The organism is Alicyclobacillus contaminans DSM 17975 (assembly GCF_000429525.1).
Taxonomy (GTDB): domain Bacteria; phylum Bacillota; class Bacilli; order Alicyclobacillales; family Alicyclobacillaceae; genus Alicyclobacillus_A; species Alicyclobacillus_A contaminans.
This window is the reverse complement of the sequence record NZ_AUCA01000056.1, coordinates 1-14,469: the sequence shown is the minus strand read 5'-3', so window position 1 is coordinate 14,469 and position 14,469 is coordinate 1. Positions and strand designations below refer to the sequence as shown.

The 14,469-nt window shown below is 55.7% G+C and carries 14 protein-coding genes, 1 tRNA gene and 1 rRNA gene; 3 read left to right on the top strand and 13 right to left on the bottom strand.

All coding sequences use genetic code 11. From position 1 onward, the window contains the following. The 4 genes from tnpA to G463_RS24095 form a co-directional block, all read right to left on the bottom strand. Positions 1–234: IS66 family insertion sequence element accessory protein TnpA (gene tnpA, locus G463_RS0115575; RefSeq protein WP_026975899.1), on the bottom strand; the 234-nt coding region annotated here is incomplete at its 3' end. A 57-nt stretch (positions 235–291) separates the two neighbouring features. Continuing rightward, positions 292–1,776, bottom strand: coding sequence for a DNA primase family protein (locus G463_RS20865; protein ID WP_169725489.1), 1,485 nt, complete (start codon positions 1,774–1,776; stop codon positions 292–294). Then, complete coding sequence (locus G463_RS24100; RefSeq protein WP_284211740.1) at positions 1,776–2,669, bottom strand: bifunctional DNA primase/polymerase; 894 nt, start codon at positions 2,667–2,669, stop codon at positions 1,776–1,778. The genes G463_RS20865 and G463_RS24100 overlap by 1 nt, the downstream gene beginning before the upstream one ends. A gap of 36 nt (positions 2,670–2,705) precedes the next feature. Continuing rightward, complete coding sequence (locus tag G463_RS24095) at positions 2,706–2,906, bottom strand: helix-turn-helix domain-containing protein (RefSeq protein WP_026975898.1); 201 nt, start codon at positions 2,904–2,906, stop codon at positions 2,706–2,708. Between the two features lie 506 nt (positions 2,907–3,412). Between G463_RS24095 and G463_RS0115560 the strand changes: the two genes are divergently transcribed. Then, positions 3,413–4,558, top strand: coding sequence for a site-specific integrase (locus tag G463_RS0115560; protein ID WP_026975897.1), 1,146 nt, complete (start codon positions 3,413–3,415; stop codon positions 4,556–4,558). Positions 4,559–4,660: 102 nt separating this feature from the next. Here G463_RS0115560 and G463_RS0115555 read toward each other — a convergent pair. The 7 genes from G463_RS0115555 to G463_RS20860 form a co-directional block, all read right to left on the bottom strand. After that, a tRNA-Arg gene (locus G463_RS0115555) sits at positions 4,661–4,739 on the bottom strand. A gap of 85 nt (positions 4,740–4,824) precedes the next feature. Beyond that, positions 4,825–5,295, bottom strand: a complete 471-nt coding sequence (locus tag G463_RS0115550; RefSeq protein WP_026975896.1) for a hypothetical protein — start codon at positions 5,293–5,295, stop codon at positions 4,825–4,827. 12 nt (positions 5,296–5,307) lie between these two features. Next, positions 5,308–5,607 (bottom strand): hypothetical protein, encoded by a 300-nt coding sequence (locus G463_RS0115545; protein ID WP_026975895.1) that lies wholly within the window; start codon positions 5,605–5,607, stop codon positions 5,308–5,310. A gap of 3 nt (positions 5,608–5,610) precedes the next feature. Next, positions 5,611–6,891: a serine--tRNA ligase gene (gene serS, locus G463_RS0115540; RefSeq protein ID WP_026975894.1), complete on the bottom strand. Its 1,281-nt coding sequence runs from the start codon at positions 6,889–6,891 to the stop codon at positions 5,611–5,613. 130 nt (positions 6,892–7,021) lie between these two features. Continuing rightward, a complete protein-coding gene (gene pdxT, locus G463_RS0115535; RefSeq protein ID WP_026975893.1) occupies positions 7,022–7,600 on the bottom strand; it encodes a pyridoxal 5'-phosphate synthase glutaminase subunit PdxT in 579 nt (192 codons plus the stop codon). 17 nt (positions 7,601–7,617) lie between these two features. Next, complete coding sequence (gene pdxS, locus G463_RS0115530; protein WP_026975892.1) at positions 7,618–8,502, bottom strand: pyridoxal 5'-phosphate synthase lyase subunit PdxS; 885 nt, start codon at positions 8,500–8,502, stop codon at positions 7,618–7,620. Positions 8,503–8,772: 270 nt separating this feature from the next. Beyond that, positions 8,773–9,987 carry a D-alanyl-D-alanine carboxypeptidase family protein gene (locus G463_RS20860; RefSeq protein ID WP_051322362.1) on the bottom strand — a complete coding sequence of 405 codons (1,215 nt, stop codon included), beginning with the start codon at positions 9,985–9,987 and terminating at the stop codon, positions 8,773–8,775. Positions 9,988–10,157: 170 nt separating this feature from the next. Between G463_RS20860 and G463_RS0115515 the strand changes: the two genes are divergently transcribed. Beyond that, on the top strand, positions 10,158–11,294 hold the full coding sequence (locus G463_RS0115515) for a hypothetical protein (RefSeq protein ID WP_026975891.1): 1,137 nt from the start codon (positions 10,158–10,160) through the stop codon (positions 11,292–11,294). A gap of 54 nt (positions 11,295–11,348) precedes the next feature. Here G463_RS0115515 and guaB read toward each other — a convergent pair whose 3' ends face one another. Then, a complete protein-coding gene (guaB, locus tag G463_RS0115510) occupies positions 11,349–12,818 on the bottom strand; it encodes an IMP dehydrogenase (RefSeq protein WP_026975890.1) in 1,470 nt (489 codons plus the stop codon). Positions 12,819–12,952: 134 nt separating this feature from the next. Between guaB and G463_RS0115505 the strand changes: the two genes are divergently transcribed. Further along, positions 12,953–13,969: a YaaC family protein gene (locus G463_RS0115505; protein ID WP_084171783.1), complete on the top strand. Its 1,017-nt coding sequence runs from the start codon at positions 12,953–12,955 to the stop codon at positions 13,967–13,969. Between the two features lie 150 nt (positions 13,970–14,119). On the opposite strand, the gene rrf is transcribed toward G463_RS0115505, so the two are convergent. Continuing rightward, a 5S ribosomal RNA gene (rrf, locus tag G463_RS0115500) occupies positions 14,120–14,236 on the bottom strand. Between the last annotated feature and the right edge of the window lie 233 nt (positions 14,237–14,469).

The following is a 14,469-nucleotide window of genomic DNA, read 5'->3' as shown; positions in this document are numbered from 1 at the left end:
CGTGTGCGCATCCTTGTCGGCTTCCTGGACATGCACCGGGATAAAACGGGGTTGTGGCTCCGACGCCGACCGCTCCTGCGCTTCTGCCTTAAACTTGCCCACCCAATACCACAGCTGGTGCTCCTTGATCTGGTGGGCAGCACACCACGCCGCGCCAGTTTGTCCACTGGCACGGAAATCCGCCACGCGGGCACGCCAAAGCTCACGAAGCTCTGCCAACTCGGCCTTCGTCACGATGATCCCTCCATGATTGGATTCTGGGGGGATCATCTCGCAGAAGAGGGCCTGGCGCTAGGTGTGCGCTATTTGACGCTCACCTCTCTTCTTTGCACATGCCAGCTTCCGTACCAAATACTGAATGAAAGCTTTATGAGAAACAGGCTCCAAGTTAAATGTCTTACTCCAAGCAACATAGCGACTGTATATGTCGCCACTCAGCACCCTCGCTCGTGCCTCCACAGTGCAACACTCGTCGAGAAATTGTCTAATGGTGTCTGTTTCCTCACGATATTTGTTCGTGGCCTCCCTGATAACAGATGGCACCGTAAACCCATGCCGTTGCCAATCCAAACATCCACGTACCGCCCATGCAAGGATTCCCGGCAGTTCAGATTTCAATTTTTCACGAAGGCTTTTGTCCACCTTTTCTTCGGACACTTTGTGATTGAATGGAATAACTATCGTCCTCCGCCAAAATGCTTCCTCTTCCGGCCTCACATCCGGCAAATCATTCAGCGCAAAACAAAGCTTGAACCCAGGCCGATACTCATGCGATTCGCGGTACAGAGCGCGTGCTGTAACTGTATCACCGCCTGTTAATCGTTTAATGAGTCCCTCTGCCCACCGTTGCCCACTCTCCGCCTCACTAGCCGTTACCAAACGAGCACGAGACAATCGGACCAAGTCACTCCTCGGAGAGTTGGGTGAAATAAACCTCGAAGCCACAAAAGTCGAAAAGTCCGCCTGCCTTGCGTAGTCTCCAAGAAGCGCCCGAATAACTTCAAGAAACGTTGTCTTTCCACTTTGAGGTGGACCATACAATAGATAAAATACTTCCTCTCTTGCGTCCTCGGTCAAGGCGTACCCAGTAACCTGCTGTAGATAGCGGATCAGGTCGCCGTCCTCCCCTGCTACGGCCCGGATAAAGGACTCCCAATTTGGACATTTGGCGTCCCTATCATACACAACCGGAGCCAACATGCTGATGTAATCGCCTTGACGGTGATCCTGTAATTCTCCACTACGGAGATCCAGAGTTCCGTTTTGGATGTTAAGTAGATATGGATCAGCATCAAATAAATTTTCCGTTACAGCAATCGACTCGTTAACTCTGACTAGCTTTAGTGCCTCCTCCATCGTGCGTCTCGTTTCGCTCCGTATGGCCCAGCGCTTAATCTGCTCCTGCTGTATGCGATCATTGTCGTTCTCGATTTCCCATGTATCCGCAATGTGATGAATCGTCCTAACGGTGCCAAGTATCAGGCGAAAAATCTCTTCGGTCTCATCCCGTTTCCACCGCGTTCCATCCCAGATCCGCCATGTACGGCTGTCATGACAATAACGAGTTACCTCACCATGCAATCGAATGAATAGTTCTGCGAGTCCCTGTTGGGTAAAATGTAACCCATCTAGTAAACTCTTCTGGACCCCCATTGTTGTTCCGTCTAGATTTTCACCAGGCACGGGGCACTCCATCGCTCTGAATGGAGCACCCCAGACTCCGCGCATGCCCAGTTCTCGGGAATATACCCTGCGCGCTTTGAGTGCGGGATTCATCATGACTGACCACCAATCTGTCTCTGCAGGCATTCAGCACAGATTTGCATGGGATGATTATGTTGTATTCTCTGGCAGGAAACTGGATGTAATGCGGCGGTTTGATGCCACTTTCTCTCCGTCTCCCGGTAATCGTAACGACGTACATCTGACATGCTCCACTCGTGGAACAGTCTACTGTCGTCTGTCAGTGCGTGTGCCCACGAGGCCATGGCGACCCACTCTTCGTACGTAACCTGAGTAGCACCCAACGGACTGATATATTGGCGCAAGCGAGCGCATACTTGCGGAGCGATTCGGCGAGCTTCATCAATCGGCATCGGCTTCCATCGCTCGTTAAAACGTTCCGTCTTTGGTGAGGGTTTGGTTGCCAAGACAGACAACCATGCATTAGGCAACTGAGCAATCGGAACATCTTCAGGGTGATGTGCAATCTCCCACTCATACCGACGCCCGCTTTTGTGACGTGACGGTGGTAACACAATGTATCCGCGTTCCGAACGGATATCTATGCCTGGCCAGAAACTAACCCGATTCGATATGTTCGTATCTGGCCATTGAAACAAGTAATGTTGACCACCACCTCCAGTTAAAGAAGTTACCGTTTCTGCCAACGGACCAAGTACACGCTCAAGGGCACAGAGTGACTCTTCGCCTCCGGCACGTGGGTCAACATCTATCGCTACCACGCCGCTTCCGCGCCCACATGCCAACGCCCAATTACTGTCTGGCCAATCCTCGGCCCACACTTTGATTTGGCGTTTATCACTTGTTGCAACATCAGGCCATCGCGACACACGCGGGTGCTTACCCGTATCGCGACAGTCGGGCACTCCACACGTACACTGACCTCCAGGCGTAATTCCGTGGAGGGGGAAAATCCGCCATCCCAAACTGATGTACTGCTCCAAAAGCTCAAACTCGCCCAATCACCTCCGACCTCCCATCTGGTCCTTGATCCACCTAAACAATTCATCGCGGGGAATTACGATTCGCTTCCCGATTCGCAACGCTGGAAAATCCTCCAACCTGCACAACTCATACATCTTAGTACGCCCGACACGCAGGATTTTCTGAGCTTCCTCAACTGTCAGGCCGTACGGTAACTCACCAAACTCACCTACTCGCATGCGAATGCCTCCTAATCTATTGGGATAAAACGCGCATAAAAAAGCCACGTCCCGCATTACGGACCTGGCTGTTGGCATGTGAAACTCGTTTGTTCACAATGGGAGACAAAATAGTCAAACTCGTATTTGGAGTGTAGGTCTACACCAATTCGAAACTTGTCAAAGACGTGAAAGCACACTATGAACACAAGTAGGACACGGTTATTCACGATGAAAAATTAGTTAGTTCAAAGCATACAGGGGTTATACAAACATGATCTGACGGGTCAGATAAGAGGATTATTGCCACACTATGTACGTGCGAGCGTCAAACGCCCTACTCCCGGAGGAGCTGGACCAGCATGCTGGGTGCATGCAGTGATAAGTGGTATCAAATTCATCATAATGGTAGCACATCCTACCAATCTGCGCAAGGTGTATCCATTTTCAATTTCTACGCCACGTACAGTTCATAGATTTCCTACAACCCTTGTCTTATGATCTAGACAAAGAGAGGAGGTTTTTGTTTGCGTGGTTCAGTCGTGAAAAGAGGCTCTACATGGTCGATTGTTTTCGATGTTGGGCGGGATGAACGCGGAAAGCGAAAACAAAAGTGGATTGGAGGGTACAAGACGAAGAAAGAGGCCCAGGCCGCCCTGGCGGAACAGGTCACGGCCGTCGAGCAAGGGTCGTATGTACCACCTGCAAATCAATCTGTGGCCGAATTTCTCACGGATTGGGGAAATCAAAAGAAACTGCAAGTGAGACCAAGCACCTGGCGGAGCTACGAGTGGACGCTCAATTATCACGTAATGCCACACATTGGACATCTGAAACTCAAACAGGTTACACCAAAGCACATCGAGAAACTTTACGCAACGCTTAGAGAAAGCCCGCGCCCCGATGGCAAACCGGGGAACCTATCGGAACGCACCATCCTGCATGTTCATCTCATCCTCCAAAACGCATTCGACCGAGCTGTTCGATGGGGGTTGATTGGGCGGAATCCCTGTAAACTTGTCGATGCTCCCCGGCCAAAAAAAGTTGAAATGAAAGTCTGGACGAAGGAACAGGTGCAGAAGTTCATAAAGACTTCGTCAGAGGACAGCCTGTACCACGTATTTCTCTTGCTTCTCACCACAGGAATGAGAGTGGGCGAAGTTCTGGGACTGAGATGGCAGGACGTGGACTTGGATAATGCCCGATTAACCGTAAGGCAACAGATTTCCTTTATTCGTGGAGGTCATGTTTTTCAACAACCGAAAACCAAGTCCGGAAATCGAACAATCCCGATCCCGCAACAGGTAGTTCATGTTCTGAAACAAGTAAAGCGGGATCAAGAAGAGAAGCAGAGACTCTTCGGTGATGATTACCGTATGGATTTGGACCTCGTCTGCTGTACCGACAAGGGAACACCTCTGTACCATGGCAACTTCACCGCCAGATGGAATGCATTGATTGAAAAAGCCGGGGTTCCACGAATTCGAATTCACGACGCGCGACACACCCATGCTTCATTGTTACTCCAACAAGGCATCAACCCAAAGGTCGTGGCTGAACGACTCGGGCATGCCAATGTTAGCATCACACTCGACACCTACACCCATCTGCTCCCGGGAATCCAGGAAAGAGCCGTCGACACGTTTGCAAACGAGATATTCGGCAACGATTAGAATTTCGTGTTACGAAGGTTAGCATTTTGTTAGCAAAAAGGGCTTGCGGCTCAGGTGCTTGCAAACACCTTTCACCACAAACCCTTATGCATCAAGCATTTCTGGCGCACCCGGAGGGACTCGAACCCCCGCAAGACGCGGTTTAGGAAACCACCGCTCTATCCACCTGAGCTACGGGTGCATAGCATCTTCAGTATACCGAAATCTGGCCCCATTGCAAAGGAAAGTCGTGCTATCCCTGCACCATGCTGTGGCCGAACGCTCCATCATTCTCGGCTGTTCCATCCGGCAGCCAACGTTTGCCCCAGCATATGGAACGCCGGCAGCGAGATCTTCTCCACATGTGCGCGAAGGTACCCGTTGTAGCAACGAAGTTCGCGAATGCGCAGGTCAACGCCGACGGTTCGCAGGAGCGACGGGAGATGGACGACCAAGGAGTTGCGGATGACGTCAATACCGGCCGGGGCATCCTTCATGGCTTCCCGCAGTTGGCGGTTGACCACCGAACCAGGGATGGCCATCAACTTGTGCGCGGTCACGTCCACGGACACTTCCTCCGGGCTGGTGGATGCGGGCTTGGCGAAAAAGTCCACGTTAAAGAACAACAGCTTCACCTGACCCCGGATGCCTTCGTCGATAATCTCCGTGAAGCGAAGATTCGCCTCAGCGGCAAAATCGGCAATCAAACTGTTCAAATCGTCCGCGGTCAAATCCACGCATACGTGTGATATGCGCACCCTGGCCCCTCCTTACGACGGATCCGCACCTGACCCCTGCTCCCGCATCGTCCTGCGCCGTGCCCGCACAACCTGCCACGACTTCATGCCCAAGACCGCCATCATGCCAAAACCAAACAGCAGGAGCGGAATGGACACGATGGCTGCGGCGATGGTCGGGAGCAGACCCACGAGCCAGCCCATGACCACCGCGCTCCAGGAGATGAACATCGAGCGGATGAACGCTGTGCGATGCATCGCTCGCCATTGGGCGTATATGGACGCCGCAGCCAATACCAGTACGAGCAGGCCGACCCCTTGTTGCACGGTCATGGCTTATGCCCTCCGTGAAATGACCTCAACACCCATGTATGGCACCAGCGCTTTCGGCAGGCGAATGCTGCCGTCGGCCTGCTGCCCGTTTTCGAGAATCGCGGCCACCGTGCGGCCCACGGCCAGCCCCGACCCGTTGAGTGTATGCAGAAACTCCGGCTTCGATGACTCGTCCCTCCGGAACCGGAGGTTGGCTCGCCGCGCCTGGTAGTCCTCAAAGTTCGAGCAGGAGGAGATTTCGCGGTAACGGCCCGACGCCGGGATCCAAACTTCCAAGTCGTACTGTTTGGATGCCTTCGCGCCCTGATCTCCGGTGCAGCACTCCACCACCCGATACGGCAATTCCAGCGCCTGCAGGATGTCCTCGCAATCCTCCACAAGCGAATCCAGTTCCGCGTAGGACGTCTCTGGTGTCACCAATTTCACGAGCTCGACCTTCTGGAACTGGTGCAGACGGATGAGCCCGCGCGTGTCCTTGCCTGCGCTGCCTGCCTCGGATCGGAAGCAGGCGCTGTAACCCGCAAACTTCACCGGAAGCATGGACGGATCCAGAATCTCGTCCCGGTAATAGTTGGTCAGCGGGATTTCCGCGGTCGGAATCAGGTAATACGGCAGGCCCTCCAGCTTGAACATCTCGTCGCCGAATTTCGGCAGATTGCCGGTTCCCACCATGCTGGTGTCGTTGGCGATAAACTGGGGGAACATCTCGACGTAGCCGTTCTTCTCAATCTGATAATCCAGCATGAAGTTGGCTAGCGCGCGCTCCAGTTTGGCGCCGAGACCCTTGTAGAGGACAAAGCGGCTGCCCGTGATCTTCACCGCTCGCTCAAAATCCACAATGTCCAGTTCCTGCGCCAGTTCCCAGTGGGGTTTCGGCGTGAAATCAAACTTTGGCTGCTCTCCCCACTGCTTGACCACCACGTTGTCGCCGTCGTCCTCGCCGTCCGGGACGGAGTCGTGCGGGATATTCGGCAGCTCCAGCAACTGCGACTGAACCTGCTCGTCCAACTGGCGAACCTGCTCTTCGAGTTCCTTAATCTTCTCAGATACCGCGCGCATCTCTGCGATGTCCGCTGCGGCATCCTCGCCTTGCTTTTTCTTGCGCGCAATCGCTTCTGACGCCCGGTTGCGCTCCGCCTTCAGGCGTTCCACTTCGACGAGCGCGGATCGCCACGCTTCGTCCACCTTCAGAAGTTCATCAATCAGCGCGGGATTGTGTCGCTTGCGAGCCAGGCCGCGCCGAAATCGATCCGGCTCCTGTCGAATTGCCTTCAAATCCAACATCGAATCAGCACCGTCCCTCATCTGTCCGTATTCTTTGAGAATATCAGACCGCCTGCCGGTCGGCAACATCCGCGCGGGATGGGCGCCGAAAACAAACTGCGCCACCCCGCAGCGAGTGGCGCAGACGTTCTCACGAATTCCGTTCTTGAACCATGTCCAAAAAGTACCTGTGCAATCGATCATCACCGGTGAGTTCGGGATGAAACGACAACGCCAACAAACGTCCTTGACGAGCGGCAACGACCCGATCCTCGTAACGGGCCAACACTTCGACGCTGTCCCCCACCTCGGTGACGTGGGGCGCTCGGATGAACACGGCTGGGAACGGCTGCTCTCCAATCGCAGGAATGTCGAGATCCGTCTCGAAGCTGTTCACCTGCCGCCCAAAGGAATTGCGGTTCACTTCCACGTCCATCAGGCCCAGGTGAGGCTCGTCCGCTCCCTGAATGCGTTTGGCCATCACAATCATGCCCGCACAGGTGCCGAAGACGGGCAGGCCCTGTTCTCCCATGGCTTTGATGGGCTGAAGCAGGTCGTACTCACGCAGCAGTTTTCCCATGGTGGTGCTTTCTCCGCCGGGCACGACCAGGCCCTCAATGCCATCCAGATGCTCGGGCTTCTTAATCAACACTGTCTCGGCACCTAGTTTTTCCAACATCTGCTGATGCTCGCGCACAGCACCCTGCAATGCCAAAATACCGATTTTCATCTCTCTGTTCGCCTCGATTACCAACCACGCGCAGCCATGCGTTCTTCTTCGCGGAGTGTGCTCAGTTCAATGCCCTTCATGGGCGTGCCGAGACCTTTGGACAACTCGGCAATCAACTTGTAGTCCTTGTAGTGCGTGGTCGCCTGAACGATGGCCCGGGCAAACTTCTCCGGATTCTCCGACTTGAAGATGCCGGAGCCGACGAATACGCCGTCACTGCCCAGTTCCATCATCAGCGCCGCGTCCGCCGGCGTTGCAACGCCGCCAGCGGCGAAGTTCACCACAGGCAGCTTGCCCGTTCGGTGAATTTCAAGCACCAGTTCATACGGCGCGCCGAGGTTCTTGGCTTCTGCCACCAGTTCGTCTTCCGACATGTTTTGAATCTTGCGGATCTGAGCTTGCATCATGCGTTGATGCTTGACCGCCTCAATGATGTTGCCGGTTCCGGGTTCACCTTTGGTGCGGATCATCGAGGCGCCTTCCGCAATCCGGCGGAGCGCTTCGCCCAAATCGCGCGCACCGCATACAAACGGTACGGTGAATTCCCGCTTGTTGATGTGGAATTTGTCATCCGCCGGCGTCAGCACTTCACTTTCGTCGATGTAATCCACGCCCATCGACTCCAACACGCGCGCTTCGACGATATGCCCGATGCGGCATTTCGCCATGACCGGAATCGAGACCGCGTTCATAACCTCTTCCACCACGGTCGGATCCGCCATGCGCGCAACGCCGCCGGCCGCGCGAATGTCGGACGGAACGCGCTCCAGCGCCATCACGGCAACGGCGCCAGCGGCTTCGGCGATCTTTGCCTGCTCAGCGTTGACGACGTCCATGATCACGCCGCCCTTTTGCATTTCCGCCATTCCGCGTTTGACCAATTCAGTTCCTGTCTTCGCCATCAATAGAACCTCCCCCAGCAAATCGGCCAGCTGGATTTCGCCAGCGCTGCACCATGTTATGAATTGTCTTTCTTCATTGTACGCAGCCATCGCCGCATCTCAAAAAAACCGCCAACAAGAAACAGCAGAGCGAGAATACTGCTGCAGATGAGAGATCCAACTTCAATCCAATGCGGTGTTGCCATCCGGCCCTCACCTCATGACCTTCCGAACGCCGATGTCCGGATGGGAATCTGTTGGACGGAAGAATTGACACGATATTATTATACATTATCCATGGTGCAACAAACGGTGGAACCAGTCACCAATTGCGCGCAGCATTCGGACAAACCAGTTCGCTTTGGCGTCGGCCGCGAGCGCGACAACGTCCGTCTTGGCAACCACCGTGGTTCCATCCAGGCATTCCAGCTCGCCGACCGACTGCCCCGCTTTGACGGGCGCTTTCACCGACTGCGGAAGCACAACGCGAAGCTGCAGCGACGTCCCGTTGGGCACATCCACCAGCAGATTGTCCTTCGCTGCGACCGGGACGTCCGTCTGCTTCCCGTTCGGAACGGAGACGGACTGCGACAATGACGCACCTTTATGCGCGACCATCTGCTCGTGGAACTGGTGGAATCCGTAGTCCAACAGCAGCTTGGTGTCGGTGAACCGTTGGTGGATATTGTCCGTGGTATCCGCCATGACCACGGAGATCAACCGCACCGATCCCTGCTTGGCCGTACCGACGTAACAGTACCCCGCGTCGTCGGTGAATCCGGTCTTCAATCCGTCCAGCCCCGGATAATGGCCGAGGAGCTCGTCCGTACTCGGCCAGGGAGAGGTGGATTTTCGCACCTGAACGCTGGGAATGGAGGTGAACTGCAGCACCTCCGGGTAGTTGGTCACCAGATAGCGGGCCAGCGTGGCCAGGTCCCGCGCGGACGAATAGTGATTCTTTTCCGGTAGACCGTTTGTGTTCATATAATGCGTGTGCGTCATACCGAGCCGGGCTGCTTCGGCGTTCATCTCAGCAACAAACGCCGCCTGGCTGCCGGCCAGCTTGTCTGCCACGGCAACCGTGGCGTCATTCGCGGACAGTACCGCGATGAATTTCATCATGTCGCGCAGGGTGAAGTGTTCCTTCGGATCGAGATACGCGCTGGACACATCCGGCATCACCGACACCTGATACGCGTCCTTCGTCACGGGCACCTCGTCGGTCCACGAAATTTGTTTTGCACGAACCGCTTGCAACACCAGGAGCATCGTCATAAGCTTGGTTGTAGACGCAGGCGCACGTTCCTCATCAGCGTCTTTCTCGTACAACACCTGTCCGTTGTCTGCGTCAAGCAGAATGGTGGATTTCGCTTGGATGGCTGGCGGTTTCGGCATGAGGCTGGAAGCAAAGACGGGCGCCACCGTCGAAGCTTCGGCCGGCGCCGCACCGGTGGACGCGAACAGCGCAGCAGCCAGTAAAAAAGTGGCCAGTACACGACCAGTCACCAAACAGCACTCCTCAAAGTCATATTTGCCGTCGAGTATATCATACACGCCCACACGGGCCGATGGATACCATTTACATATCTATGGGCCGCTGGTCCGGCGAGGCGGACAGATCCGCGGCACATTCTGCGAAGATCATGGGGATCGTGTCGAATTGAGTGTCAATTATCATGAAAGGCGTGAACGCAGTGCGAACGCTTCGCGGATACGAAGCTCTGGAAATTGCGGAACAGCATCAGGTTCCTTTGTATGATGTCGACAAAGGCGTGGAGGTTGACTTCGAAACCGCCCATCGGGCGCTGGAACAGCATCGGCCGGTGGATATCTACGTGATCTACGATTGGCCGACCACGGAACAGGAAGCGGAGGAAGCGGTCCTGTCGGCGTTCGAAACGGCGATGTTTGAACACAATCTGACACAGGCGAGTCTCTTTGATCTATCCGTCAGCCTCCGCGGCGGTCTGCCCACTCACCTTCGCGCCGCCGAACTGGCCGCGGAACAATTGGTCGCCACCGGGCGCCTGGAGGTGGTTGAGCAGACCCCGGACAGCGTGGTGTACCGATTGCCTCAGAACACGGCCATCGCCTCGGCCCACCTGGAGGAGTGGCGCACAGTGGTGTGCAGAGAATGTGCCCATCTCAATCCGCAGGGACCATTTCACGAAGCCTGTCTGCGACGCCTGATCAACCATCTGGCCGGGTCAGCGCTTTCCGCCGACGAACTGATTGAAATCCGGCGGTTTCGCAGAACGTCCCGCCGCACAGGGCGCACGTTCCGACCGATTTCGGGAATGGAGTGGCTGTCGCGCACCGCGTCCGCAACCCGCCAGCGGCTGCAGGAAGTGTGGAAGCCCATTTTCTCCAGCGATGAGGAAGAGCAGCAATCCGGTTCGTCTCATGTTGCGCCGACCCCCACACCGAGCGCGGCCAGCCGTCCCATCGTCCATCACGAACGAGAGGAATATCAGGCACCGCGCGCTCGGGAACTTGCTTTGGAAGGACGCAAAAAAATTACCAAGAGCGAGTTGATTCAGTATCTGCAGCAGGTGGAAATCGTCGACGAGGGGGGCGAAATCATGCACCTTCGTCAGGATAACCAGCGGCTGCAATCGCAATTGGCGGATCATATGCAACGTCTGGAAAAGGTTGAACAGCAACGTGCTTACGTGGAGCAGCAGTACCAGGAGATGCAAAGAGACATGGATGTCTTGCTGGAAGCCCTCCAGATTGCGAAACGCCGCTCGGAAGCGGCGGCCACATCCATCGTCGATGTTTCCTATTCGTCAGAGGATGCATCGCGGGAATGAGAAAAATGGCGTGCCGGGTCATTCGGCACGCCATTCCTTTCACCGTTGGCTGTTTCAAATGCTGTAGTTTGGCGCCTCTTTCGTGATCTGCACATCGTGCGGGTGGCTCTCCCGCAACCCCGCCGCCGTAATCCGCATAAACTGGGCGTCGTTCTGCAGCGCGGGAATCGTTGGCGCTCCGCAGTATCCCATCCCGGCGCGCAACCCGCCGACCAATTGAAACAGAATATCCGAAAGCGGTCCGCGATATGCCACTCGCCCCTCAATGCCTTCAGGCACGAGCTTTTTCCGATCTTCCTGGAAGTACCGCTCGCCGCCGCCATCCTTCATGGCACCCAGCGATCCCATGCCGCGATACACCTTGAAACGCCGACCCTGGTAAATCTCGACTTCCCCTGGGCTCTCCTCGGTTCCCGCCAGGAGGCTGCCAATCATCACAGTGCTGGCACCCGCCGCAATCGCTTTGACGATGTCTCCCGAGTACTTGATCCCGCCGTCACCGATGATGGGGATCCCCTTCTTCCGCGCAACGGACGCACAATCGTAAATGGCCGTGACCTGCGGAACACCGATACCTGCCACGACGCGAGTGGTACAAATCGATCCGGGCCCAATCCCGACCTTCACCGCGTTGACGCCGGCTTCAATCAACGCTTCCGTACCTTCGCCGGTGGCCACGTTTCCTGCGATCAATTGAATGTCCGGGTATTTTTGTCTCACTTCCTTGACGAGACGAATCACGCCCAGCGAATGTCCGTGCGCCGTATCCACGACAATGACGTCCGCACCGGCCGACACGAGCGCTTCCACCCGGTCGTGCATATCCGCAGAGGTGGAAACGGCCGCGCCCACCAACAGTCGGCCGTGGGTATCTTTCGCCGCGTTGGGGAACTGCCGCGCCTTCTCAATGTCCTTGATGGTGATGAGGCCTTTGAGAATACCTTCATTGTCCACCAAAGGCAGTTTTTCAATCTTGTGATGACGAAGAATCTCTTTGGCGTCGGCGAGCGTAGTTCCAACGGGTGCCGTCACCAGGTTTTCGGTCGTCATGACCTCCGCAATCGGCCGATCATCATTTCGTTCAAACCGCAGATCCCGGTTGGTGATGATACCGACCAAACGGTGGCTTCCGGGTTCCACAATCGGCACCCCAGAAATGCGGTACTTGGCCATCATCTTTTCTGCATCGCGGATGGGCCTGTCCGGCGTGAGATAAATCGGATCGACAATGACTCCGCTCTCCGAACGCTTCACTTTGTCGACTTCTTCCGCCTGACGTTCAACGCTCATGTTCTTATGAATGATGCCAATGCCACCTTCACGCGCCATTGCAATAGCAAGCGCCGCTTCGGTCACAGTGTCCATTGCGGCGCTAACAATCGGAATATTCAGGTGGATATCGGTGGTCAATTTGGTTCGAACGTCTACATCCCGCGGCAGCACCTCCGACCGTGCCGGGATGAGCAGAACGTCGTCAAAGGTCAGCCCTTCCCGTTGAAACTTGTTGTTCCAATTGTCAGCCACAACACATTCCCTCCGTCCCCGTGAAATTTGTCCAACCAAATGCTCCGGTATGCGTGGAGCCGAGCGTGGGCATAAATGAAAGTCTCCCGGTGGATATTAGGCGTAGTATAACAACCTCATTCAGGACGTGTCAAATGGCGAAATCATCTGCATTCGATGAGTCGAGATCTCTTCCGACCGAACGATCCATAGACCAGCAGGCACTCTGCAGACAACTGCAAAGTGAACGATTCGCGCGCCGGATGCTAACCCACATGCACAAGGACGCCGCCGATGCGCATCTGTATGACAGCGCCGCCAAGATCGCAGCGTCTGCCCGCCAGTGCGTGTCCTACCAACAGGCGGCGGCATCTGCGGACCTGAGCGTACAACCCTTGCTGCGTTATTATGCGTTGCTGCACTGGCTCAAGACGATACTGTTCGCCGTCGATCTCGGTTGGCCATCCACGACCACCGTGCTTCAACACGGTGTATCCGTCCGACGTCTCAAACGTGCACCCTATCGATGGCCGTTTGAAACCGCGACTCTGTTCAAGAATGGCGTGCTTCAAAGTTTCTGGCATGTAGTCTGTCCGGACAAGGAACATCCATCACGCATGACCATCGGCGACTTGCTGGGCACGCTGCCAAGCAGCGCCATCGCCGTTGGCCAAATTTACCCGCGCTTTCAACACGCGTACCCGCTGCGCCTTATGTCCGGGATTCCAGGTTCCACAGGGTATGTTGCGCGGGCCATAGCGTCAAATCAGGATCTCCCGGTGGATCAGTGGCGGGCGCGCTTTCTTGCAGCTCACCCCGCTGCACTGCCCGATAACAAGCCGCATACACAATTTCAGCCCGATCCGCCCGGACTTTTGACGTTGGCAGTCGCCGATGTAAACCATCCCTGGATTGTTCACGAAAGTGACCATCTCTTCGTGCTCGATGGCGCGGCTCCGCCTCCCTGGGCTTGCCACTGTGTACTCTTGTTTTCCCTGTCCGCCTTGGCTCGCTACAATCCGGTGGAGTGGTCCGATATTGTGACGTGGAACAATGAGCCGGACGCCTACTTGGTTCGAGAGTATTTGGCGAGCTACTCAATGGATGCTGTGTTGGCATCGGCCACCGCAGCCTGCGAAGAGACGTGGGCACTGTGTTCACATCTCACCTGATGTACTTGGTCATTGGCCATCGCACCCGCGCCGATTCGATTCGCCCGTTGTAACCCTCGGCCCAATTTTGGATGAGCGGGCGGAACACTTTGGTCACTTGAACACACAAAGAGCCCAACAGGAGATGACCTGTTGAGCTCTTGTTCCTTTGCCTGGCAGCGTCCTACGTTCCCAGGGGCTCCCGCCCCAAGTATCCTCGGCGCTGGAGGTCTTAACGGTCGTGTTCGGGATGGGTACGCGTGTTTCCCCTCCGCTATCGCCACCAGACCCGGTTCGTGGGTGTCTGCTCACTCCTGCGCTCAAGCGAGCCGTTCGCAGACACCCCGCGAACCTCTATGTGTATCGTGATTGCCTGGGCTTCTGCTTTGCATTCCGCCCTGCGCTCACGCTACATCCTTTCTCCAAGGTACCCTGTACCTTGTAAACTAAACAGCGAAATCTCCTTCGCCACCGACTCACTCAGGTGAAGCCCTCGACCGATTCGTATCCGTCTGCTCCAC